The sequence below is a fragment of the Lysinibacillus sp. NPDC056232 genome (genome assembly GCF_042267565.1).
Classification (GTDB): domain Bacteria; phylum Bacillota; class Bacilli; order Bacillales_A; family Planococcaceae; genus Lysinibacillus.
The window spans coordinates 1-24,061 of sequence record NZ_JBHJTF010000058.1; the positions used below are offsets into that span (position 1 = coordinate 1).

Genomic DNA, 24,061 nt, shown 5'->3' on the forward strand with positions numbered 1-24,061 from the left:
AAGCGAAGCGACAGCAACAAATGTTTTAACTGTGCGAAAGCGAAGCGACAGCAACAAATGTTTTAACTGTGCGAAAGCGAAGCGACAGCAACAAATGTTTTAACTGTGCGAAAGCGAAGCGACAGCAACAAATGTTTTCTGTAGCGAAAGCAAAGCGGCAGCTACAAAGCGCCCAATCGGAACGGAAAATCAACTTAATATGACTAAAAAATACCAAATTAGCACTTTATAGTTGTCTAAAAGGAGTATTCATAGCAAAATATAGAATAGAACATGATAAAACTTTTGGGAGGTCTATCAATGAAAACTGAACAACAATATTTCAATGATGCGATTTCAATTCAACAATATATGGATAAAATGACGACATTAAAAGAGGAAAGCTTCCGTATTTATGATGGCTTCGAAGTGCCATTAAACGATGGCTTTATCGAACTACTGAAGAACAATCAATCGAAAATTTTAACAATTACTGAGGACTGGTGCGGGGACGCAATGTTAAACAATCCAATCATTCGCCGAGTTGCAGAGGCAGCAGGATTAGACATGCGCGCAGTACTACGCGATGCTGATACAGATTTGATTGATCGTTATTTAACAAATGGTGGCCGTGCAATTCCGGTTTATATTTTATTAGATGAAGCTGGACAGGTTGTTGGAAAATGGGGACCACGTGCACCAGAATTACAGGAACTAGTAGTAAGTAAACGAGCTACTTTACCTGATAAAGAAGATCCAGCATTTGAAAATGCACAAAAAGCGCTATATGCAGAAATTCGTGAAGAGAATATAACGAATAAATCATATTGGACATTTGTTTACGAGGATTTTAAAAAGCAAGTAACTGCTGCATTGCAATAATTGTAAATCACAAGCGCATGTCAGGAGAATGAGGACATGCCTTGCTTTAGAAGTTCAATGCAACATTTAAAAGTAGAATTTCGTTGAAAGAAATAGAATCTTATGAAGCGAGAAGGTATGTTATGAAACGAGCAAGAATCATTTATAATCCTACATCTGGGCGTGAAGTGTTTAAAAAGCATCTACCAGAAGTATTGGCAAAATTAGAGGTAGCAGGCTATGAGACATCATGTCACGCAACAACTTGTGAAGGCGATGCAACCATTGCTGCAAAAAATGCAGTAGAACGTGGCTTTGATATAATCATTGCAGTTGGTGGAGATGGCACATTAAATGAAGTTGTTTCAGGTGTCAGTCCATTTGAGAACCGACCGAAAGTGGGTCTAATTCCGATGGGCACAACAAATGACTTTGCTCGTGCTGTGCAGATTCCTCGAAATATTGAAGCTGCAGTTGACATTATTATTAAAGGTGAATCGTTGCCGGTTGATGTTGGTTTATTAAATGGGGAACGCTATTTCATCAATATTGCCGCTGGTGGGCGTATTACAGAGTTAACGTATGAAGTGCCAAGTAAAATGAAAACAATGCTAGGACAGCTTGCTTATTACTTAAAAGCAGTAGAAATGATTCCATCGATCAAAGCTTCCCACATGCGTATCGAATATGATGGTGAAGTGTTTGATGGAGATGCCATGATGTTTTTATGTGGCTTAACAAATTCAGTAGGTGGCTTTGAAAAGCTTGCACCTGACGCAAGTATTAATGATGGCTACTTTACGCTATTAGTATTGAAAAAAGTAAGCCTGCCTGAATTTATTCAGCTTGCTGCGATGGCTTTAAGGGGCGAGCATTTGAATGATGATCGTGTAATTTATAAAAAGGCAAGTGTCGTCAAAGTATCTACTGAAGATGAAATTCATTTAAACTTGGATGGTGAATATGGTGGGGACGCGCCTGCAACATTTGAAAACTTAAAGCGCCATATTGAAATTTTTGCTCCACTAGCAGATATTCGTGAAGAAGACCGTATATAACGAACATTAAAACAGGGCTCTCTTCAATTTAGGAGAGGGCCTTGTTAGAGCTTGCTCAATTGAATTTCTGGGATATTAATGGTTTAAACACCATATATATGAATATTACATTCCTTTAATTGGTATTGTGAATGAATTAAGAAAAATGTTTGGCAAATGTGCGTATATTACTTGAACAAAATTTGAAACCTTTATAATAGGCCGAAATTCCGGTCCATTATAAAGGTTTTTTTCGTTGCAATAGTGGAAAATGGGGGTAGAGATAAGGGAAAGGAAGTGTTGCCTTTGTATAAGTCACAGGAAAGAAAGCTCATTTGGCTAAGCTTTGGTGTTGGAATTATCATGCTACTTTCCATACTTGGAAGAATATTTGGAGGTTAGGGGGGCAATGAAATGGTGAATGAATCAGCAGTCTTTTGGAGTAGAGCATTAACGGAGCTAACCTTATCGTTCCATATTATTTATGCAACGATTGGTGTGGGTGTCCCATTAATGATTATGATTGCGCAATGGACTGGGTATAAAAAGAATGATGAGCACTATATTTTAATGGCAAGACGTTGGGCACGAGGTTTTGTCATTACAGTTGCAGTCGGAGTTGTAACAGGGACAGCAATTGGCTTACAGTTGTCTTTACTATGGCCGAATTTTATGCAGCTTGCCGGCCAAACAATTGCATTACCACTTTTTATGGAAACGTTTGCATTTTTCTTTGAAGCCATCTTCCTAGGCATCTACTTATATACTTGGGATCGCTTCGATAGTCAGAAAAAGCATATGCTACTATTAATTCCGGTTGCTGTCGGTGCATCGATGTCAGCTGTGTTTATAACAATTGTCAATGCGTTTATGAATGCGCCACAAGGATTTGACATTGTGGACGGCCAGCTTGTGAATATTCAACCTTTTTTAGCCATGTTTAATCCAGCGATGCCGACAAAGGTAGCGCATGTTCTCGTTACAGCCTACATGACGTCCGCATTTGTGTTAGCATCTATTGCAGGATACCGTCTACTTAGAGGTTCTAAGCATGTATACCATAAAAAATCCTTATACCTACTTATGAAGATTGGTCTGATTTTCTCCATTGCATCAGCGATTATTGGAGACTTTTCAGGTAAATATTTAGCCGAATATCAGCCAGAAAAACTAGCTGCAGCTGAGTGGCATTTTGAAACGGGAGATAAAGCTTCTCTTATCCTATTTGGTGTATTAAATGATGAAGAAGTAAAATATGCTATTAAAGTACCTTATGCTTTGAGCGTTTTAGCACATAATAATCCAAATGCAGAGGTAATTGGCTTAGATCAATTTGCTGAAGAAGATCGACCACCACTATATATCCATTACCTCTTTGATCTCATGGTGTTTATCGGTATGTTCATGGCATTGGTTTCATTGGTTTATGTATGCGGGAAAGCACGTGATTGGCAGTTTATTCATAGACGTTGGTTTAGATGGATTGTTGTTGCAGGTGGACCACTTTCCATTATTGCGATTGAAGCAGGATGGTGGCTTGCCGAAGTGGGACGACAGCCTTGGATCTTATACGGATTAATGCGAACACCAGAAGGGGCCACAACGAGTGACCATGTGGATTTAATGATGCTATTGTTTACCGGCGTATATGCCGTATTAGCAGTAGGCAGTATGGTGGTTTTAATTCGTATGTTCAAAAAGAATCCAATTGAGCGAGAAATAGAAGATCGCCATGCTGATAAAGGCGGTGACATCTTATGACATTAGAGATTTTAGGTATTTCAGTTTTATGGATTTTCCTATTTGGTTATGTCATTGTAGCTTCAATCGATTTTGGTGCAGGCTTTTTTAATGCCTACAGCCTACTCATCGGAAAAAATCATATTTTAACGAATATTATTAAGCGTTATTTATCACCTGTTTGGGAAGTAACCAATGTCTTTTTAGTATTCTTCTTTGTGGGGATTGTTGGATTTTTCCCACAAACAGCTTTCTATTATGGAACGATTTTACTTGTCCCAGTTAGTATTTCGCTAGTGCTCCTTGCAATACGAGGCTCCTACTATGCGTTTGAATCATATGGCGCACGTGGGCATATCGGTTACACGTTGACGTATGGTGTAGCAGGCTTACTCATTCCAGCCTCACTCTCTGTTGTATTCGCGATTGCTGCTGGTGGCTATGTTGATATTGTTGACGGGCAACCTGTCTTGAATTATTGGACGTTGTATACGAGCCCATTTGCTTGGAGTATTGTCGTGTTGAGCATTGCAGCTGTACTTTATATTTCAGCCGTGTTTTTAACTTGGTATGCTCATAAAGCAAAGGATCGAGAAGCCACAAATTTAATGAGAAGATACGCACTTGCTTGGGCGATACCATTAATGGTGAGTGCGCTCGGCATTATGTACGAAATGAAATTCATTAATCCTGAAAGTTACAATAATATGGTTAATTTATGGTGGATGTTTGCCATTTCAGCAGTGTTATTTATTGTTACTGTAATATTGATATGGATGAGGAAAAATTATGGTCTTGCGGTTAGTTTATTGATTGCCCAATTTGCAGTGGCATTCTTCGCATACGGAATCGCTCAATATCCATATTTACTGTATCCGTATTTAACAATTTACGATAGCTTTACAAGTACACAAATGGCGATTGCACTCGTCATTGCGTTTATTTTAGGACTATGTCTACTGATTCCATCACTGTTCTTGTTGTTGAAATTATTCCTCTTTAACAAAAAATATGTGACAGGAAAAGAAGACAATCACGCATAGGAGGGATACAACTATGGCAAGTTTTTTGATTTTTTATGCACCATTTATAGTCGTCATCCTAGGTGTAGTCGCAGCTTTCTGGTGGGCACCTAGAGATTACCATACAGTAAGGAAAGAGGAGAAGAGTCGCGAATAGCGGCTCTTTTTTCTACTCGTGTAAAGGCGATCCGTTTGGGGTGAGAGTGGAGCACATCCTTGGCATACCTGAGCAGTTTGAGAGGAGAGCGGACCACATTCTTGTCTTACCCGAGCAGTTTGGGGAGAGAGCGGATCACATTGTCAGCATACCCGAGCAGTTTGGGGAGAGAGCGGATTACATTCTCGGCATACCCAATCAGTTGGTGGCCAGAGCTGATCTCACTTTCTCAATACATCTGAGCCGTTAATATGAAGCCTTGTTCTTTTTTCATCCGCCACAACATGCTACAATAAAGAGATTGAAATGGAGGATGTACGAATGTCAGCACCCGTGAAAAAAAATGACCGACTAACAGTTTATATAGAAGATTTAACACATGATGGCAATGGCGTCGCAAAGGTCGATGGCTATCCATTATTTATCCAAGGTGCACTTCCTAATGAAACGGCGGAAGTACATGTTGTAAAAACGTTAAAAAATTACGGCTTCGCGAAGGTTGCAGAAATTCTCAAGCCATCGCCAGATCGTGTAGATGCACCTTGTGAATATTTCAAGCAATGTGGCGGCTGCCAATTACAACACCTGTCTTATGAAGGACAGTTAAAATGGAAAGAAAACATGGTGCGTAATGTCATGCAGCGCATTGGTAAAATTGATGCGCCTGTCCTACCTGTGAAGGGTATGGAAGAGCCTTGGCATTACCGTAATAAAGCACAAATACCTTTCTCCTCAAATGAAGCAGGACAAGCAATTGCTGGCTTCTACAAAACGAAGTCTCATAGCATTGTGGATATGGAGCGTTGCTTAATTCAGACTGGGGAAGCGGACGCTATTCTTGCGGGTTTGAAAAAGGAACTAGCGGCAATCGGTGTCCGACCATACAACGAGCTATCGCATGAGGGAATGCTGCGCCACGTAGTTATTCGTAAAGCACGAGCAACTGGTGAAGTTATGGTTGTTGTCGTAACTAAAAAGAAAAAATTCCCGCAAAAAGAAGCGGCTGTTGCGACAATCCAGAAGCTTGTCCCGAATGTAACATCAATTATGCAAAACGTTAACAGCGACAAAACGAACGTTATTTTCGGTGATGAAACCGTGAATCTATGGGGCGAGGACGTTATTATTGATACAATTGGCGATGTTCGCTTTGAAATTTCAGCCCGTTCATTTTATCAAGTAAACCCTGAGCAAACGGAAGTCCTATACAAACAAGCATTAGACTACGCTGACTTACAAGGTGATGAACGAGTTATTGATGCTTACTGTGGTATAGGCACAATTTCATTATTCCTTGCACAACAAGCAAAGGCTGTTATGGGTGTTGAAATTGTACCGCAAGCGATTGAAGATGCAAAACGCAATGCAGAATTAAATGGTTTCACTAATACGTATTTTGAGGCAGGTCCAGCAGAGGAAGTTATTCCACGTTGGTATAAGGAAGGCAAAGAAGCGGATGTTTTAGTAGTCGACCCACCACGCAAAGGCTGCGATGAGGCGCTTCTAAAGACGATTTTAGAGCAACGTCCAAAGCGTGTTGTTTATGTGTCTTGTAATCCAGCTACACTAGCACGTGACCTTCGAATTTTGGAGGATGGGGGCTATCAAACACAGGAGATTCAACCTGTAGATATGTTCCCGCATTCGACGCATGTGGAGGTTGTTACGGAACTAACTCTAAAGGAGCGATCATAATGGACGCAGCAAAAAAATGGCTCTCTATCCCGAAAGATATCAGAGAAATGCTCGTGAAAAACGTATTTTGTGGTAATTGTGGTGTAACGGCAATTGTGAAGTACACGATACAAGAGGGAGAATATGCCCCTGTATTAAAGGGGGAATGCAAGACTTGTGGTAGGAATGTTGCTCGGGTGATTGATTAGTAAATGATAGAACTCTGAAAGGGTGGAGTGAATATTCCATCCTTTTTGTGTAAGTATGGAAGGGTTTTTAGTTGAATCATATGCTTGAATAGAAGAGGTTACTTTTGATATAGATGAAAATTAAAAATTATACACCTCATAATTGGTATCAGAACATTATAATAGGCAGTTCAAGAACGTGGGTTTGATTCAAAGGGGTTATAATTCGATTACTTTATGATAAATTAACCGTTATCTCGGATTGCTTTTTTATGTTTTTGGAATAAAGTGTCCACTATTTGGGGTTCAGTTCAAAAATCTATACCATTTGCTTTTTGTTTATAAACATACCATTCAGGACCGATTTTCGTTAAAATAAACATTGTCGATTTTCAGAAATTATAAATGTATTTGTGTTTGATAATCAGTTCGAGCATGATATAAGTGTAAAAGAAGCGGAACATTTGGCTTTATATTGTTTGACCGAGAGTTTAAAGTTGTATCCATATTGAGAGGAATTGAGTTTGAAATGATAGATAATTTTTGGCGTGATTTACCACGACCATTTTTTGTACTTGCACCAATGGAAGATGTGACAGATGTTGTTTTTCGTCGCGTAGTAAGTGAAGCAGGTCGACCGGATGTATTTTTTACAGAGTTTACAAACTCGGATAGCTATTGTCATCCAGAGGGCATGAAAAGTGTGCGTGGCCGTTTGATTTTCACAGAAGATGAACAGCCAATGGTGGCACATATTTGGGGAGATAATCCCGAATATTTCCGTCAAATGAGTATTGGCATGGCAGAGCTAGGATTTAAAGGCATCGATATTAATATGGGCTGCCCTGTACCGAATGTGGCATCGAGAGGGAAAGGTAGTGGTCTTATTTTGCGTCCAGATGTTGCGGCAGAACTTATTCAAGCAGCAAAAGCGGGCGGACTGCCAGTCAGCGTGAAAACACGACTTGGCTATCACGATGTCAGTGAGTCGGAAGAGTGGCTAACGCATATTTTCAAACAGGATATTGCGAACCTTTCTATTCATTTACGTACAAGAAAGGAAATGAGCCAAGTAGATGCGCATTGGGAGCTAATTCCGGAAATCAAAAAATTACGTGACCGTATCGCACCAAATACGCTACTAACAATCAATGGAGACATTCCTGACCGCCAAACGGGGCTACAGCTTGCTGAACAGTATGGTATTGATGGTGTTATGATCGGGCGAGGTATTTTTAAAAATCCTTTCGCTTTTGAAAAAGAGCCAAAAGAGCATAGCAGTAAAGAGTACCTTGATCTTTTAAGACTGCAGCTTGATCTTCAAGATCAATATGCGGAAGCACTACCACGTTCCATCACAGGGCTTCATCGCTTTTTCAAAGTTTATGTCAAAGGATTCCGTGGAGCTGGTGAATTAAGAAATCAATTGATGAACACGAAATCAACAGATGAAGTGCGTACATTGCTCAATAACTTTGAATCAATATGTTGATTAGATGGATTGTAGATAGCAAAGAGGGGCAAAGAACGCCTCTTTTTTTTGCCTAATTTAGTTTTGTAAAGTACCTGATTGTTTTATGGGAAATAAAATCTTACCATTTCAATTGACATATCGGAAATTATCGATATAATTTGGTTTATGGATCCAATTGAAGTGTTTAAGGCGTTGTCTAACGAGTCGAGGTTACAAATTTTACAATGGTTCAAAGAGCCTGAAAAATATTTTGCGCCCCATGAAGGGATTGATATGAGAAAAATCGGGGTTTGTGTTTGTCAAGTCCAAGAGAGGCTGAATATGACACAGTCAACAGCTTCCCAATATTTGTCCATCCTCCAACGAGCCGGTCTAATCAAAATGGAGCGGATAGGAAAATATACGTATTACAAAAGGGATGAAGACAAAATACAAGAAATTGCAGATTTTTTCAAATGTGAACTATAATTTAGACTGAATACTTGAAATGTATTCAGTTTTTATTTCATATAACATATCTACAAATTGCGATATGTAAATAGAATTTATTTGTAAACTATAATCTAGACTGGATACCTGTAACATAGTCAATTTTATCCTATAACACATCGATATATGAAAGGAGTTAGTGAAAAATGAAGATTGGAATTATTGGAGCGGGTCGCATGGCTCAGGCTGTAGGGTGGTTGGCACTAAAGGCTGGTCATCAAGTTATGATGAGTAATTCAAGAGGGCCTGAGAGTATCCTTGACCTACGTGAGACACTTGGTTGCGAAATCGGTAGTATCGATGAGGCTGCAGCGTTCGGTGAAGTGATTTTTGCTGCCATCCCGCTTCAGGCTAATTATGCCATCCCAGTGGAGCCTCTTATTGGTAAGATTGTGCTCAACCCGCAAAATTACTTCCCGCACTTTGGGCGCATTCCAGTGTTGGAGAGAGGAGAAATAATGACAGCCGAGCTACTAGCACGAAACTTACCGCAGTCGCGTATAGTCAAAGTGCTGAACTCGATCTTGGTGGAGGAGGTAGTGCCAGATGCACGACCTGCCGGTGCTCCAGATCGCCGCGCCCTTCCAATCGCGGGTGACGATAAAGATGCTAAGGAGATAGTAGTTAAGCTCTTGGATCAGATAGGCTATGACACGGTCGATGCTGGACCTCTCGCTGAGGGCTGGCGTTTTGAGCGACGGAAGCCTGTTTATTGTGTACCGTTAGACAAAAGTATGCTGGAACAAATGCTGTCTACTACGACTCGTGATGCGGTAATGCCTGAAGGACATTGGCGTTATCATCGCGGAATTCGTGGCTAGTTGTGCCGCGGATTCAAAATGTAATAGTTGCACGTACCGACATGTAGGTCAATCGTTGCCAATAAAGGTCACTAGCAGTGGTTCACGGCTAAGGGAAAGGTTTCCTATAGCTTAAACGGCAGTTCAGTTTTAATTATCAAATCGATATATTGGGATATGTTGATTTGTAAAATAACATTAATATAATATGAAATTGAAGAAGAGGAGCAAATCTTGATGACAAGCACATGGAAAATTTACTTATTGGCACTCGTCAGTTTTTTAGTCGGCACATCCGAGTATGTAATTTCGGGTATCTTAGATCAAATCTCGGATACCTTAGGCATTTCCGTTACTTCAGCCGGGCAACTTGTTACGATTTTTTCTTTAGTTTATGCAATCTGCACGCCTGTGCTTATGGCGCTGACAGCAAAAATGGAAAGGCAAAAGTTGCTGGTTTTAGCAATGGGCATCTTCGCTTTAGGCAATGGTTTATCTTTTGTCCTACCGGGATATGAGCTGTTTGTTTTAGCTCGTGTAGTAATGGCTTTAGGTGCGGGAATGGTTGTTGTAACCGCCCTAGATATTGCCGCCAAAATCGCCGCCCCAAGTAAACAAGCAAGCGCCATTGCCACTGTAGTTATGGGCTTTACAGCTTCATTAATTATAGGTGTTCCTCTTGGAAGAATTGTAGCAGTCGAATTCGGATGGAAATCTGTGTTTGGTTTCCTAGCACTGGCAGGATTATTAGCGATGGTTGTTCTCTACATGGCCATACCTAAAGTAAAAGGAGATAAACCCGTTCCATTGTCTAAGCAACTGGCTTTTTTAAAAAATGGAAGAGTAACGCTAGGGCTTGCTATTACCTTTTTTTGGCTGGGTGGATACTCGATAGCCTATACTTATATTTTACCTTATCTACTTAATGTCGCCGGCTTAAATGAGGATTTGCTAAGATTAGCCTTATTGACGTTTGGCATCGCTAGCTTAGTCGGATCGAAATTTGGCGGATTTAGCACGGATAAATGGGGCGTTTTTCCGACATTGACGGGAGGATTGTTCCTGCATGTAGTAGCTCTTATCTTCCTGTCCATTGCAGTTTCCTTCACTGATTCGTGGTTACTTATTTTAGGCTTACTGATTTTATGGTCATTTGCAGCTTGGTCAACTGGTCCGACACAGCAATTTAATCTAGTTCAGATTGAACCGAACTTTTCGGGCATCATGTTAAGTCTTAACCAATCAATGATGCAATTGTCAATGGCGGCTGGAGCCGGTATAGGAGGCATCATTGTCAATCAAGTGTCTGTATCATCGATTACTTGGTTCGGCATGATTGGCGTCATCCTTGCGATGATTATAGCGTTTATATTGAAGTCGCGGATGAATGAAGGAAACTTAAATTAAATCAAAAGTTGATATGACGGTCATTATGATCTACATAGCCTCCCTAAATAATAAAAGCATGAAAGAACGAATTCCAATTAAAAAAGGGATTCGTTCTTTTTGAAATTTATTATTATAATAAACCTTTTGAACGTTTTTCAGCCATTTCTACGAGGCGTTTTGTAATTTCTCCTCCGACTGAACCGTTTGCACGAGAAGAGGCTTCTGGCCCTAATTGTACATTGAATTCTTGTGCGATTTCATATTTCAATTGATCAACAGCTTCATGTACACCAGGAACTAGAAGCTTATTTGAACTACGATTAGCCATTTTTCTCACCTCCTTGTGATTAGAATGGTCGAGAGTTGGCTAATCATACATGTAAAAAAGTAAAATGCGCATTCTAAATACTATAGTAAAGTAACTTTTGGAAAGCTAGCTAAAATTGTGAATGTCTCTGCTATAATAAAGTAATGCTTCAATCTTGAAGATACGATTGTTAGAAGCGCTTTACAGTTAAAATGGAGGTTTTTTAAATGACGAACAATGATATTTTAATTCGTTTAAGATATGCATTAGATATCAAAAATAAAGATATGGTTGAAATTTTTAAGCTAGGAGGCATGGACTTTACGAAGGAAGAAGTATTGAACATGCTTATTAAAGTTAATGATGAGGAAGAAGCACCAGAAGAATACATCAAATGTAATAATAAAATGGTAGAGGCTTTTTTAAATGGATTTATTACATTTAAACGAGGTCCGCAAAAGTCTAAGTCTGGTCAGCCAGAAGGACCACCACCTGTTTCAGGAAAAGAAAGCCCTAATAATATGCTATTAAAGAAAGTGAAGATAGCGTTAGCCTTAACGAGTGAAGAGATGCTTGATATTTTATATGATGGTGGCGTTAACGTTTCGAAAGGTGAATTAGGTGCCATTTTAAGAAATCCAAGTCATCGTAACTATAAAGAATGTGGAGATCGCTTTGTGAGGAATTTTTTAAGAGGGCTAACATATAAATATAGAGAATAAAACGGCTCGATACTAAACATATTCTTGATTAAAAAGAGGCGTGAAGCCTGAAGCGCTGTATTAACGTTAGTCAAGTGGGAATTTTAGTAAATAGCCAATAAATTAATCATAAACAAAGCAGCTGCAATTTTGTAGCTGCTTTGTTTATGATGGTTTTTACGTAAATATCTATAATGAGGTTAAAATTTTCTGTAAAAAGCACATTTTTCTTAGTTGAATGTAGTTGACAATTTGTGACGGAATTGTGTACACTGAGATTGACATAAAGTTGTCACAAAGATGGAAAATAAATGTTCACGAACAGAGGGGTGCTTTTATGTTTAGTTTAAAAATTTTATTAGTTGCTATCGCATGTGTTACTATCCCACTTGTTGTTGCTGCAATTATGATAGACATTTTTTATGCAGAAAAGAAACAAGTTCGTTTTTCATTACGCCGTACATCGATGTGGTATGTGAGTATGTTTGCTGTATCATTTATACCGGCAGTTTTAGTCATGACACTAAACGGATAAGTATTTTTAATAGGAATAATCATTTAGGGGTAATTGATTATTTTAAATTATAGTAGCAGCTACAATATTACGTTGTAGCTGCTTTTAACTTTTTTCAGCAGAAGTCAGCCACGTCCTGTGACGCAATTATGTCGAGGCATAATTGATTTGCTCTGAAGAGAATTGTGGATGCACCGAGAAAATTATGTAATATTATTCATTTCATACTTATAGTAAAATAGTGAAAATGTGTGTATTTTTAACTAGTGACATTGACTACTTTTACCCATTGTGTTAATTTGAGGAGGAAAAAGATAGGCAAATTTGCCGAAAGGTAGAGACGCAAAGTTACAGGTCTAAGGTATTAAATACTATGATGGCTGAGCTGCGAAGGAGTACTAGTTAAGTACATATAGTGCTAGTTATATTCTTTGATGCCTATTTCTTTAGAAATAGGTTATTTTTTTGTCAAAAACACAATAAAAGGGGGAAATAATAATCATGAGGTTGTTAAAAAATGTTTCATTAAAAAACAAACTTTTACTAACGGTTTCTATAATTGTTTTACTTTTAATTGCTATTATTACTACGCAAAGTATTAGAGAATTAAACAATCGAATGTCTGTTGATTTAGAACAAGAGTTGAAAAGTGTTGGTTTATTGACAGCTATGAATCTTGATAGTGATGATATTAAAGATTTATTGTCTGAAAAGGGAGAAACGAATGCTGACTTTAAGAAAATTCAAAAGCAACTCGATAAGATTCAAGAAGAACAAGGAATTATGAGTTGGAGCTATATTTGGGATGTGAAGGATGCAGATGGCGTTACCCCAATAGGCTATACCTCTAATTTGAACGAAGTATATGAAGCGGGTGAGATCTTTACTGATTTAGCAGATGAACATGTAAAAACAGCTAAATTGGCCATTAAAAATAATAGCACTGAGGTAACTGATATTTTCCAAGATCCTTATGGTTCATGGCGAACTGTATTTAGCCCTATTAAAGATGACAATGGCAAGCTCATTGCATTATTAGGTATTGATTATTCTGCGGATTATATAAATACCATCATTAAAACAAGTGTCATAAAACAAATTGTTCTAGCTGTGATCGGAATTTTAATTTTATTAGTTTTACTTTACATAATTATTGATCGTCTATTAAAACCGCTTAAGAAAGTAGTAAATGCTGCAAATCAAGTAGCAAATGGGGAATTAGTAAATGTAGATTTAGAAATAACGAAGGACGAAATCGGAAATTTATCTGAATCGATTAATACGATGGTTTCGAATCTACAACATATCATTTTAAATATTAGAAGTACATCTGATAACGTTTCTTCTTCTGCTAATCAGCTAACTGTGAATGCAGCAGAGACATATAACAGCGCAACAAATATTGCTCAAGACATGGGACAAATCACGCAAAACGCTGAGGTCTCAATGGTTATGACTGAGGAAACAGCTGCTGCTATGGAGGAAACAGCGACGGGCATCCAGCAAATTGCTGATTCGGCTAATACAGCTGCTGAATCATCTATTTCCTCTTCTCAAGCTTCAGAACGTGGAAATCATGTTGTTCAACAAGTCATTGCACAAATGGAGTTGATCAATGATTCTGTTGAACAAATAGGGACAACAATAAACGGTTTACATATCAATACGAAAAAAATTAGCGATATTGTAAGTCTTATTACAGCAATAGCAGATCAAACAAACCTACTAGCATTGAATGCGGCAATCGAAGCTGCTAGGGCAGGAGAGCATGGGAAAGGCTTCGCGGTTGTCGCTGACGAGGTTAGACGATTAGCGGAGCAATCATCACAATCTGCAACGGAAATATACAATTTAATTAGTACAATTCAAGCTGATTCAAACGCTTCTATTACTGTTATGGAAAAAGGAAAAGAAGATGTAAAGGCAGGTATGGCATTTACAAATGAAGTAGGGGAAATCTTTAAAGAAATTCTCACGTCATCAGAAGAAGTTGCAAGTCAGATTCGCGAAATTTCGGCTGCGTCTCAACAAATTTCTGCTTCTTCGGAGGAAGTCGCAGCTTCTGTCAATAATATTAAGCATTCTGCGGAGCAGTCATCTGAATTCTCGTCGAATGTATCAAACGCAACGCAAGAACAATTGACGACCATGCAAGAGGTGAAAGAGGCATCTTCTTCATTAGGAAAAACAGCAGAAGAATTGCAGGTACTTGTAACAAAATTCAAATTGGAGAATGATCAATAATGGAAATTAATTTTAAAGGAAAAAATGTACTAATTACAGGTTCCAGTAAAGGAATCGGCAAAGCCATTGCTTTAGGCTTTGCTGAGCAAGGAGCCAATGTATGTATCAATTATATTGGTGATGATCACGAGGCAGAAGAGGTTCGTGCACAAGCGGAAAAGTTTGGTGTACAGGCTATGAAATTTAATGCAGATGTATCGGATTCTCAGCAAGTTCAAGCTATGTATCAATCTATGGACAAACAGTTAGGCGCTATTGATATTCTTGTCAATAACGCTGGATTTGCACAGGCTTCAAGCATAACGGATTTAACAGATGAGCAATGGGATAAAATGATTAAAGTTCATTTATACGGTTGCTTCTACAATTGCCGAGAAGCAGCAAAAAGAATGAAAGAACGAAACAAAGGAAAAATTATTAATATTTCTTCTGATATTGGTAGTTTAGGTTGTGAGGAATTTACGCATTATTCTGCTGCAAAGGGTGGTATCAATGCATTTACGAAGGCTTTGGCACGAGAGTTAGCGCCTACGATACTAGTCAACGCAGTAGCTCCTAGTGGAACTTTTACAGACATCCTAAAGGAATTTGGCGAAAATTATGTAGAGGAAGAGTCTGCTAAATACCCGTTAAAACGATTAGCTCAACCAGAAGAAATCGCAAAGACTGTGTTGTTTTTAGCTTCAGAAAATGCGGATTTCTATACGGGACAAATATTAACACCTAATGGTGGAGTCGTTATGAACGGATAATGTGGGAAACTAAGGAGCACTACTATGTTAAATATAATCATCTTTAGCTTATACTTAATTTTTATTTATTACATTGGATATAAAGGATATAAACGCGTAAATACTGCGGAGGATTTAATTGTTGCTGGTTGGAGTATGCCTTTATCTGTTGTAACAGGAAGTCTAGTGGCGGCCTTATTAGCGGCCCCATTCTTCTTTGCAGCAGTTGGCTCAGGTTACACAAGTGGCGGCTTTGAAGGTTCAGCAACAATGGGCGGTTTAGGGACTTGTATGATTCTTGGAGCACTCATTTGGACGAAGCCTTTACGTAGATTAAAAGGCTGGACATTAGCAGACTACTATGGATTAAGATATGGCAGTAAAAAGCTAGGTGCTTATACAGGTGTCGTAATGGCGATTGCCTTCGGTGTCTTTAATGCAGCGGCGTTAACAGTTGGAGGCACGTATATCATTCAGCAGCTGTTGCAAATTGATTTCGTTCCAGCGGCAATACTCTTTGTATCATTAACAGCCCTATATTCTGTTATTGGTGGCTTATGGGCTGTAGCCTATACGGAAATTGTTCAGGGGGCACTTGCAGTAGCGGGTATAGTAGGGATTACAATTTTTATCTTATTCTATTACCCTGATGTAACATTTAACCCGGAATGGTGGAATATTAGTGAACTCTTCAATAAGGCTGGAGCAGAATTTTGGACACTGTATCTTGTGTTAGCACTTGGTGATATTCCGGCGGTGGATTTAGGACAAAGGGTAGCAGCGGCAAAAAGTCCAAAAGTAGCACAGCGCAGTATGATTATAGCTGGGACAATTATTATCGCGATCAGCTGGATTCCTGGTATGTTAGGAGAAGCGTTCAAAACGATTTATCCTAATAGTACAAATCCAGAGACGTTAATGCTTGCCTTTGCTCAAGGATATTTCCCTCCATTATTAGCAGCCATCTTTTTAACAGCAATGGCAGCGATGGGAATGTCTACTGTAGCCGCGTGTTATGTTGCGACTTCAGGAATTATCACAAAAAACATTTATTTAGACTTTATTAATCGTAACCCAGATCCTAAAAAACTATTAAGATTTTCAAGACTTATTATTATTTTAAGCGCTTTGCTAGGCTTAGTTTTAGCGGTCAGCTTCCAGAAAGTAATTGATTTAGCATATTTGGCATGGGATATTGTCTTCGTGACGATTTTCTGGCCAATCGTTTTAGGACCGTTTTGGAAGCGAGTAAGTACACCTGCCGTGTGGACAAGTATATCTGTCGGGCTAGTCTATTACATTATTACATCTTTAACTTATGTACCGAGTCTTCATATCCAATCAGAAGGATTTTTAGGTTTATTAAATGAACTGTGGCAGGCACCAGTTTTCTCAGGAGTTGTGATCACAGGTATAACAATTGTTATCGTTAGTTTGCTTATTCCACCTTCGCAACATGTTCTTGAGATGCATAAGATTGAAAAAGATAAGACTTTAGATGATGTTGGTGGTAAAGAGGAATTAATGGATCATTCAAATTGATGATTATTTATAAATGAAAATTCGGGAACATGAGGGCATTGATTTTTAATGCCCTCGTGTTTTTTTATGTAGAAAACAACACTCAAAAATGGCATTTTTAGCTTGTTTTAGCAAAAAAATAAAGTACTTTGGTAATAGAGACATTTTACCAGGATAATGTTGTAAAATTTATTATTACCAAAATATAAAAGTAAGTATTCGCATAGAAAATAAAGGAGTTCAACAATGAGAAGTAGCTTAAAAATTAAAATGTTAATGGTATTTTCTATTTTACTTGTTATCTCGTGTTTGCTGATTAGCTTTTTTATTTATCGTTCGTCATTGGAGCTGGTAAAAGAGACAGTCGGTGAGCAAAACTTAAATATGATTGATCAGGCAATCTCAAAGATAGATGTTAAAGGCTATCAAAGATTAGAAATTGGTGCAAAAAAAGATAACTATTATTATGAATTACAAAAAGAATTAAGCTCTGTTAAAGAGCTTCATAAAGTATCTAGTTTATATTCGATGACTCGGATAAAAAATGGTGAAGGATATGACTACTATTATATGGTGGATAGTGTTCCGAATGAGGATTCAACGATTGGCGATAAAGAGGAATCACCAGAATCGTATCCTAAAATGAAGCAAGTATTTGAAACAGGGCAAACACAATTTCAGCTATCAAATGATTCACAATACGGAGCGGTGCTTGCCATCTACGCGCCAATAAAAAATGAGGCAGGCGAAGTTGTAGGGTTAATAGGGGCAGATTTAGATGCCACAGAAGTTTATGCGGACATGAATGCTAATCAAATGAAAATTATATTGATTACGTTAATTATATTAATAGTAGGAATCTGCATTGTTTATTTCTTTACAGATTATTTAACGAAGCCACTAAGAAAATTAACATCACAAGTAAAACAAGTTGGCAATGGTGATTTAACCGTAAAAATAGAAACAGATCGAAAAGATGAAATTGGCGTTTTAACAAATACATTTCAACAAATGGTGTTGGACTTGCAAAATATTATCATTGGAATCAATTCTAGCTCTAAGCAGTTAATCGATACGACTACCGGAGTGGCAAATAGTAGTGAAAAGGCAAATGAAGCAATTAGTGATATTTCGGCCTCTATCCAGGAAGTGTCGGCTGGCGCGCATGCACAGTATAAAAGCTCAGAAGAAAGCTCTGCTACATTAGAGCAAATGTCGGAGGGCATTCAACAAATTGCCGAAGCTTCTTTAAATGTATCTCAATTATCATCTATCAGCTTACAAAATATAGAGCTTGGAAATGGAAACATTGAAAAAGTGATTCATCAAATGAATATTATTAATGAATCCGTGCAGTTATCCGCAAATGCCATTAAAAAATTAGAGAGTCAATCAAATGAAGTATCACTTATTATCAATATGATTCGTGATATTGCTTCACAAACGAATCTACTTGCATTAAATGCTGCGATAGAAGCGGCTAGAGCGGGTGACTCTGGAAAGGGCTTTGCCGTAGTTGCTGAAGAAGTAAGGAAGCTTGCGGAGCAATCAGAAAAATCGGCGAATAGCATATCAAACTTGATTTCTAAAATAAATGAGGATACAAGCTTAACGGTGCAAACGATGAATGTTGTCACTGAAAATGTAGAAGACGGTTTACAAGCTGTTGAAGATGCCGGAAAATCATTCGAAAGTATTCTCCAATCTATTCAGGGCGTAGTATCTCATACAAAACAAGTTTCTGTAACCTCAGAAGAAATGTCTGCATTTTCTGAGGAGATTACAGCAGGAGTTATGGAAACAACAATGCTTGCGAATAAGGCTACAAAGGCAACAGAAAGTGTTGTAGAGCGTACGATGGAACAAGAAAGCTACAATCAAGATATCCTCCATTCTATTTTAAAACTGAACAAAATGGCAGAAGATCTTGAAAAATCCGTTTCAAAGTTTGATGTAGATGTTAGAAATGCAGATAGTTCCCATAGAAATTAAGAATGAAAAGATTATCGTTAGAATAGAATTTCTATTAACATGGATGAAATAATCCTATCGATTATCTTTTTAAGGGTGGGAACTAGATGAAAACCTTTTTTCTTTTATTTCTGGGGATGATCTATGTATTACTAGCAAATTCAGTTGAAACGGCTATATTTAGTAAGATCTATTGGTTAATTGGTTTAGGGCTAGTAATAGTAGGAATTATTCGGTATGTAAAAGAACGATATATCTATATCAATGAATTAAATGAAATGAAAGAAGCGAGTGAGGAGGAGCTTATGGCTATCCCTCATACACAGTGCATCATCTCAAATGATTGTTTAAGTGCTTTATTACTAAATGAACCTACAAATACACTTTTCCTCGTAAGTAGAGAAGATTTAGATCAAAATTTGATAAAAAAAGAAATTCCATTCAATAAAATATATGAAGTAGCTATAGTAGAGGACGACATGTATATTGCTAGGACGAGCAATAACTTCATAAGTGGTTCATTACTTGGTGAAGATTTGGATATAGAAGAAGAGGAATTAGATGAAGAGGACCCTGAATATAACACTGTGTCTCAATTGACGTTGCAAATTGTTGCTGATCACTTATCGGACCCTATTCTAGAATATGTTTTTATGGATAACAGTGAGCCTCTATCAAGAGAAGAGGATGAGTATCAAGAAGCGCTGGATTTATGTGAGGAGTGGTTTCAGAAGATCAGTGTGATTATTAAACGTTATGAGCTGGAAAGGGTACCAATTAGGCATCAGTAATACTATTTAAGGGGAAAAAAGCTATCTCGAGCGTAATGTCGAGATAGCTTTTTTAGCTTCTAGGATAATCTAGAGTGATGTTCAGGTATCATCTCAAAGTGCTCGGGTGAGCGAAAGAAGTGATCCGTTCTCGTCTCGAAGTGCTCGGGTGAGCCAGAGAAGTGATCCGTTATCGCCCCAAAGTGCTCGGGGTACCAAAGAAATCTCCGTTAGAGACCCAAAACGTTCACGTTCTCCAAATTAAAGGGTATTATGAATCCGTACTTTAAATTTTAAATTGCTGTAATTGGCTATTTAGCTCTTCAGCCATATCAGCGAGATGATTTGCACCCCTTGAAATTTCCTCCATAGTAGCAGCTGTTTCCTCTACAGTTGCTGTTGTTTGTTCTACACCAGCTGCAGACTCTTGAGAAATAGAAGCCATTTCATCGATGGAGACATTGATGGATTCGGAATTTTGAGCAACTTTATTTAAATTGCCTGAAATGGTATTTATGTTAAGAATCATGTCCTCAACGGCTTCCGAAATTTGTTCAAATGTTTCATTTGTTTGATCTAGTTGTACAGTTCCTCTTTTTACTTCCTCATAGCCAGATTGTAGAGCGGTTGTTACATTACCAGTTTCACCTTGTATACGGTTGACGATTGTAGAAATATCAGTGACAGAGAACTGTACTTGTTCTGCAAGCTTTCGAACTTCATCGGCTACAACTGCAAAACCTTTACCGTGCTCACCTGCCCGAGCTGCTTCGATGGCAGCGTTTAAGGCCAGTAAATTTGTTTGATTTGAAATATCGTCTATGACTGAAACAAGTTTGGAAATTTCAGCAGACTGTGCATTTAAGCCTTCCACTTTTTTCACTGAATCTAAAACAATTTCATTAATGGTTGCCATTTGTTGTGTTGATTGTACCATTAAGCCTTTACCTGTAGTCGTTAGTTCTTGTACATGATTTGAATGCGCTGTTAATTCAATGCCTTCCTGTGTTGTTTCATGAATACTTCGTTGGAAAGAAGTCATTGTTTCGGCTAAATCACCTGCTGTAGATGCTTGTGATTCAGTGCCAGAAGCTAGCTCCTGCATAGTTACGGTAATTTGTTCTGTACCTGATTGTACTTCATTAGAAGATTGGGCAAGCTCTTCGCTACTAGCTACTACTGTTTCGGAAACAGCATGAATTGAGCTTATCATTTGCTTTAATTTTTCACTCATATTATTTGCGGAAAGCTTTAATTGACCAACCTCATCACGGTGAATTATTGGAAGTGGTTCATGTTGCAAGTTACCATCCGCTAATTCGCTCATACGCTTTGAGACAATCGTAATAGGTTTAGAAATTTTGTTAGACGTGACCATAGCAATAATAATTCCTGCAATTGCTAATCCAATACTAAAAATAAGTCCAATCGTTTTATTGTTTTGGCTTGTAGATACTACTGTATCTCCTATTTTAATAATTTCATCTGCGCGTTTATTTGCTAAATTTTCATAACCAGTACGAACTTCCGTTACCACATTATTCATAGCCATTAAATTTTTTAATGCTAATTCTTTATCGCCTTTTTTATAGACATCGAATACCTCGGTATTGACACGATTGCTCCACTCGGTTCCCTTTGCTGCTAGCTTTTCACGCTTAGGATTTTTTTCGTGTTTATTCAAGAGGTCAATGCTTTCCTCAGCAATTTGACGATATTTATTAAATGTTTCTATGTATTTTTCATTTCCTGTCGTTACATAGATTAAAGCTGCATTGAGACGAACACTCATAGACATTGCTAATTTTTCACTTGCATTTAAGTCAACTAAATCTAAATTCACTAAACTTTCAGCTTGTTTTTCCATCTTATTATTGGAAATGTAAGTATAGGCATTAAAACAAGCAACTAATACTAATAAAAGAAGAAATGCACTTAATATTCGGGCTTTAAGTGTTTTAAATTGAAAAATTCCGTTCATCTTTTTCCATCCTTTGCTAATTTGATTTTAACTATAAATTGCTATAGTGCAATTATTATTCAATACCTTAATTTAAATATAAATAAACCTCTTTTAGTGAAAAAATAATAATATTTTTTAGTACAATAACATTTTGATGAGGTAAATAGTTAATATGTGTCTTTAGTAATAAATTGCCAACCAATCGACTTTTATAATATCCCTCCCTTTATTATCCATATTTTAGCTTGAATGGTATAATATATTTTGTGTTCAATTGTTTAAAAACAATATAATTATAGGAGGAAGATGGTATGAACAAATGGTTCAAAATATTGGGCTTCGTGCTATTTGTGAGCTTTATTGGCAATACTTCAGCAAATGCGGCTTCTTCTACGTCTCTTTTTGTCAACGGTCAAGCTGAGTATGACTTTATTACGGTTGAAGGACGAACAATGGTTAAATTAAGGTCTCTGAGCGACCCGTCATGGCCTGTGCTCGCTTATGATCCTAAGACCGGTGTCGTCACGATTCAAAATAAAGATAAGAGTAAGAAAGTGCAGCTTGTGGCGGGAAGAAAAACAGCAACAGTTAATGGGAAAACGATAAAATTAGACGCTGCAGTAGTAAACAAAAACGGTAGCACTTATGTGCCGATTCGTTTCATTAGCGAGACACTTGGCGGTTATGTCTATTACAATAACAAAGATAAACGGGTTATTGTCCGTACACCTGCGGGTCAGGAAGAATACGAGACACTGATGCACGGGGATCTCACGAAGGCGCGTCATATTGCGCTCGGACTAGAAAAACTCACAGAGGAAGCGCCACCTCTTCATGCTGGAGAAGGGTATAATTACTTCTATTACACGTTTCCAGAAGGAGAAGCATTGCGTTTCACGCTGGATCTCGCCGGCTATAGCGATGCTTATTATGAAGTGAATAATGAAGGTCTGGCAGTCATTAAATGGCAGAAGGATGATGTGGCTGAACGAGAGTGGGGAGCGAAACCAACCTTTAAAAGCTATGTTTATTTCTTGGACGAGTATATGCGTGGCTTATTCACTTATGGAATTGTAGACGCTCAAGGTAAAGTTACGGAGCTGGGAAAATTCCCTCAGGAAAATAGCAACAAGCTAGTTCTAAAAATTGAAGGGGAGAAACGGACAGATCAGAGGTAGAAAGCTTGTGGTAGATTAGCGATTGAGCTCGGCTAAAAAAACATAGAAGCTTTAGAAATTACCGGATATATGTAGCAAAAAAGAAGGATGGATAAAAATTATCTATCCTTCTTTTTTGTGTGCAACATTTAATTACTGTTTTGCTTTGCTTTTTTTGCTTGTCGTTCCCATTGCAATAAAGAAGGATATGGATCAAATGCCCATTCTGTACGTCCATTGAACTTATATATACCGTAGTGAAGATGAGGCGGGAATTTTCCGGACGTCCCTTCTTTACCGTAGCCAGAGCTACCAACATAACCGAGAACAGTTCCAGGTTCGACAAGGTCCCCTACTTTAATCTTTTTATTATAACTACCAAGATGGGCATAATAATGATATGAATTATGATTATCTCGAATTCCTATGCGCCAACCACCAAATTGGTTCCAGCCCTTTATTTCCACTACTCCATAAGAGGTAGAAACCACTGGAGTACTATAGCTAGCGAAAATATCTGTTCCTTCATGAATACGGCGTCCACCCCAGCCCCTATTGGCACCCCATGTACTCCGATAGCTGTAATCGTAATTAGTAGGGATTGGGAATGTATGGGCATCGAGCTCAGTTGTTTTGAAATGACTATACATTTTGGAAATGGTGAAGATTTGATTTACGGCCTGTTCACTTCCGTAATATTCCCATAAAGCTAATTTAAAGTCCTCATCAGTTGTTCCAAATTTACTTAAAAAAGTAGCCATGGAGAATATGATATCGACATCATCCTTAGGACTAGCAACTCCATCACCATTGCCATCTAGCCCCATTCCGCCAAAGTAACTAATTGTGTCTGGGCGAGTATCATCTCTTACAGGATTTAAAGCACCTGACCAATATTCATCAGAAAATTGAATGGCAATGATACCATCCCGTTTCGGAATATCTTTACGAACTGATTGCAAATTGCGTTCATATTGGTCAATGGCTGCTAAGAAATGCCACGGAATGAGTAATTCGTCAAATTGTACGTAATAGGCCATACGTTGCTGTACAATTTCTTCTTGGGTGGGTTCTTCTTTTGCTAAAGCAACAGAGGGGAGAGTAAAGCTCCATAAAAACATCCATGATAAAAGGAATATAAAATGGCGATTCAATAATGGACCTCCTTTCTAACGTTAGAATAACCGAATTTTTTATCTTCATTCAGCACTTTTTGTGGGAAAACGAAGCGGTAGAAATGAGCAATTTGTGAAAAAATGGGCTCGTAGCGTAGGGTTGATTTCCGTTCCGACTGGGCGCTTTGTCGCTGACGCTTCGCTTTCGCGCAGATAAAACATTTGTCGCTGACGCTTCGCTTTCGCGCAGATAAAAC

23 protein-coding genes and 1 riboswitch are annotated in these 24,061 nt (G+C 38.1%); of the genes, 20 read left to right on the forward strand and 3 right to left on the reverse strand.

Annotation, left to right across the window (positions count from 1 at the left end):
• Positions 1-68: 68 nt before the first annotated feature.
• The 12 genes from ACFCYJ_RS25365 (at position 69) to ACFCYJ_RS25420 (ending at position 10,828) form a co-directional block, all read left to right on the forward strand.
• Positions 69-203: a hypothetical protein gene (locus ACFCYJ_RS25365; RefSeq protein ID WP_376078500.1), complete on the forward strand. Its 135-nt coding sequence runs from the start codon at positions 69-71 to the stop codon at positions 201-203.
• A gap of 97 nt (positions 204-300) precedes the next feature.
• On the forward strand, positions 301-861 hold the full coding sequence (locus ACFCYJ_RS25370; RefSeq protein WP_376078502.1) for a thioredoxin family protein: 561 nt from the start codon (positions 301-303) through the stop codon (positions 859-861).
• Between the two features lie 122 nt (positions 862-983).
• Positions 984-1,898 (forward strand): diacylglycerol kinase, encoded by a 915-nt coding sequence (locus tag ACFCYJ_RS25375; RefSeq protein WP_376078504.1) that lies wholly within the window; start codon positions 984-986, stop codon positions 1,896-1,898.
• Positions 1,899-2,291: 393 nt separating this feature from the next.
• Positions 2,292-3,638, forward strand: a complete 1,347-nt coding sequence (locus ACFCYJ_RS25380; RefSeq protein WP_376078506.1) for a cytochrome ubiquinol oxidase subunit I — start codon at positions 2,292-2,294, stop codon at positions 3,636-3,638.
• The gene (locus tag ACFCYJ_RS25385; RefSeq protein WP_376078508.1) at positions 3,635-4,660 is read left to right on the forward strand and encodes a cytochrome d ubiquinol oxidase subunit II; all 1,026 of its coding nucleotides are present in this window, start codon (positions 3,635-3,637) and stop codon (positions 4,658-4,660) included. The genes ACFCYJ_RS25380 and ACFCYJ_RS25385 overlap by 4 nt, the downstream gene beginning before the upstream one ends.
• A 13-nt stretch (positions 4,661-4,673) precedes the next feature.
• A complete protein-coding gene (gene cydS, locus ACFCYJ_RS25390) occupies positions 4,674-4,796 on the forward strand; it encodes a cytochrome bd oxidase small subunit CydS family protein (protein ID WP_376078510.1) in 123 nt (40 codons plus the stop codon).
• A gap of 321 nt (positions 4,797-5,117) precedes the next feature.
• Positions 5,118-6,491, forward strand: coding sequence for a 23S rRNA (uracil(1939)-C(5))-methyltransferase RlmD (rlmD, locus tag ACFCYJ_RS25395; RefSeq protein ID WP_376078512.1), 1,374 nt, complete (start codon positions 5,118-5,120; stop codon positions 6,489-6,491).
• On the forward strand, positions 6,491-6,679 hold the full coding sequence (locus ACFCYJ_RS25400) for a hypothetical protein (RefSeq protein WP_376078514.1): 189 nt from the start codon (positions 6,491-6,493) through the stop codon (positions 6,677-6,679). The genes rlmD and ACFCYJ_RS25400 overlap by 1 nt, the downstream gene beginning before the upstream one ends.
• A gap of 508 nt (positions 6,680-7,187) precedes the next feature.
• Complete coding sequence (locus ACFCYJ_RS25405; protein ID WP_376078516.1) at positions 7,188-8,150, forward strand: tRNA dihydrouridine synthase; 963 nt, start codon at positions 7,188-7,190, stop codon at positions 8,148-8,150.
• Between the two features lie 147 nt (positions 8,151-8,297).
• Entirely contained in the window at positions 8,298-8,600 is a 303-nt protein-coding gene (locus ACFCYJ_RS25410; RefSeq protein ID WP_376078518.1) for an ArsR/SmtB family transcription factor, read from the forward strand.
• A 167-nt stretch (positions 8,601-8,767) separates the two neighbouring features.
• Complete coding sequence (locus ACFCYJ_RS25415) at positions 8,768-9,442, forward strand: NADPH-dependent F420 reductase (RefSeq protein WP_376078520.1); 675 nt, start codon at positions 8,768-8,770, stop codon at positions 9,440-9,442.
• A 216-nt stretch (positions 9,443-9,658) separates the two neighbouring features.
• On the forward strand, positions 9,659-10,828 hold the full coding sequence (locus ACFCYJ_RS25420) for an MFS transporter (RefSeq protein ID WP_376078522.1): 1,170 nt from the start codon (positions 9,659-9,661) through the stop codon (positions 10,826-10,828).
• A 112-nt stretch (positions 10,829-10,940) separates the two neighbouring features.
• Here ACFCYJ_RS25420 and ACFCYJ_RS25425 read toward each other — a convergent pair whose 3' ends face one another.
• Positions 10,941-11,138, reverse strand: a complete 198-nt coding sequence (locus ACFCYJ_RS25425) for an alpha/beta-type small acid-soluble spore protein (RefSeq protein WP_049668804.1) — start codon at positions 11,136-11,138, stop codon at positions 10,941-10,943.
• A gap of 206 nt (positions 11,139-11,344) precedes the next feature.
• Here ACFCYJ_RS25425 and ACFCYJ_RS25430 point away from each other — a divergent pair, with 206 nt between their 5' ends.
• The 7 genes from ACFCYJ_RS25430 (at position 11,345) to ACFCYJ_RS25460 (ending at position 19,590) form a co-directional block, all read left to right on the forward strand.
• Positions 11,345-11,839 (forward strand): YehS family protein, encoded by a 495-nt coding sequence (locus tag ACFCYJ_RS25430; RefSeq protein ID WP_376078524.1) that lies wholly within the window; start codon positions 11,345-11,347, stop codon positions 11,837-11,839.
• 316 nt (positions 11,840-12,155) lie between these two features.
• Positions 12,156-12,353: a hypothetical protein gene (locus ACFCYJ_RS25435; protein ID WP_323650864.1), complete on the forward strand. Its 198-nt coding sequence runs from the start codon at positions 12,156-12,158 to the stop codon at positions 12,351-12,353.
• A 286-nt stretch (positions 12,354-12,639) separates the two neighbouring features.
• A riboswitch (cyclic di-GMP riboswitch) is annotated at positions 12,640-12,725 on the forward strand.
• Between the two features lie 108 nt (positions 12,726-12,833).
• Entirely contained in the window at positions 12,834-14,576 is a 1,743-nt protein-coding gene (locus ACFCYJ_RS25440) for a methyl-accepting chemotaxis protein (protein ID WP_376078526.1), read from the forward strand.
• Entirely contained in the window at positions 14,576-15,328 is a 753-nt protein-coding gene (locus ACFCYJ_RS25445; protein WP_376078528.1) for an SDR family NAD(P)-dependent oxidoreductase, read from the forward strand. Before ACFCYJ_RS25440 ends, ACFCYJ_RS25445 begins: the two co-directional genes overlap by 1 nt.
• Before the next feature lie 24 nt (positions 15,329-15,352).
• On the forward strand, positions 15,353-16,849 hold the full coding sequence (locus tag ACFCYJ_RS25450; protein WP_376078530.1) for a sodium:solute symporter family protein: 1,497 nt from the start codon (positions 15,353-15,355) through the stop codon (positions 16,847-16,849).
• A 225-nt stretch (positions 16,850-17,074) separates the two neighbouring features.
• Entirely contained in the window at positions 17,075-18,820 is a 1,746-nt protein-coding gene (locus tag ACFCYJ_RS25455) for a methyl-accepting chemotaxis protein (protein WP_376078532.1), read from the forward strand.
• A gap of 86 nt (positions 18,821-18,906) precedes the next feature.
• Positions 18,907-19,590: a hypothetical protein gene (locus tag ACFCYJ_RS25460; protein WP_376078534.1), complete on the forward strand. Its 684-nt coding sequence runs from the start codon at positions 18,907-18,909 to the stop codon at positions 19,588-19,590.
• Positions 19,591-19,855: 265 nt separating this feature from the next.
• Here ACFCYJ_RS25460 and ACFCYJ_RS25465 read toward each other — a convergent pair whose 3' ends face one another.
• Positions 19,856-21,550: a methyl-accepting chemotaxis protein gene (locus tag ACFCYJ_RS25465; RefSeq protein WP_376078536.1), complete on the reverse strand. Its 1,695-nt coding sequence runs from the start codon at positions 21,548-21,550 to the stop codon at positions 19,856-19,858.
• Positions 21,551-21,843: 293 nt separating this feature from the next.
• On the opposite strand from ACFCYJ_RS25465, the gene ACFCYJ_RS25470 reads away from it, so the two are divergent.
• Complete coding sequence (locus ACFCYJ_RS25470; RefSeq protein ID WP_376078538.1) at positions 21,844-22,710, forward strand: copper amine oxidase N-terminal domain-containing protein; 867 nt, start codon at positions 21,844-21,846, stop codon at positions 22,708-22,710.
• Positions 22,711-22,838: 128 nt separating this feature from the next.
• Here ACFCYJ_RS25470 and ACFCYJ_RS25475 read toward each other — a convergent pair whose 3' ends face one another.
• Positions 22,839-23,843, reverse strand: a complete 1,005-nt coding sequence (locus ACFCYJ_RS25475) for a M23 family metallopeptidase (protein WP_376078540.1) — start codon at positions 23,841-23,843, stop codon at positions 22,839-22,841.
• Positions 23,844-24,061 lie beyond the last annotated feature (218 nt).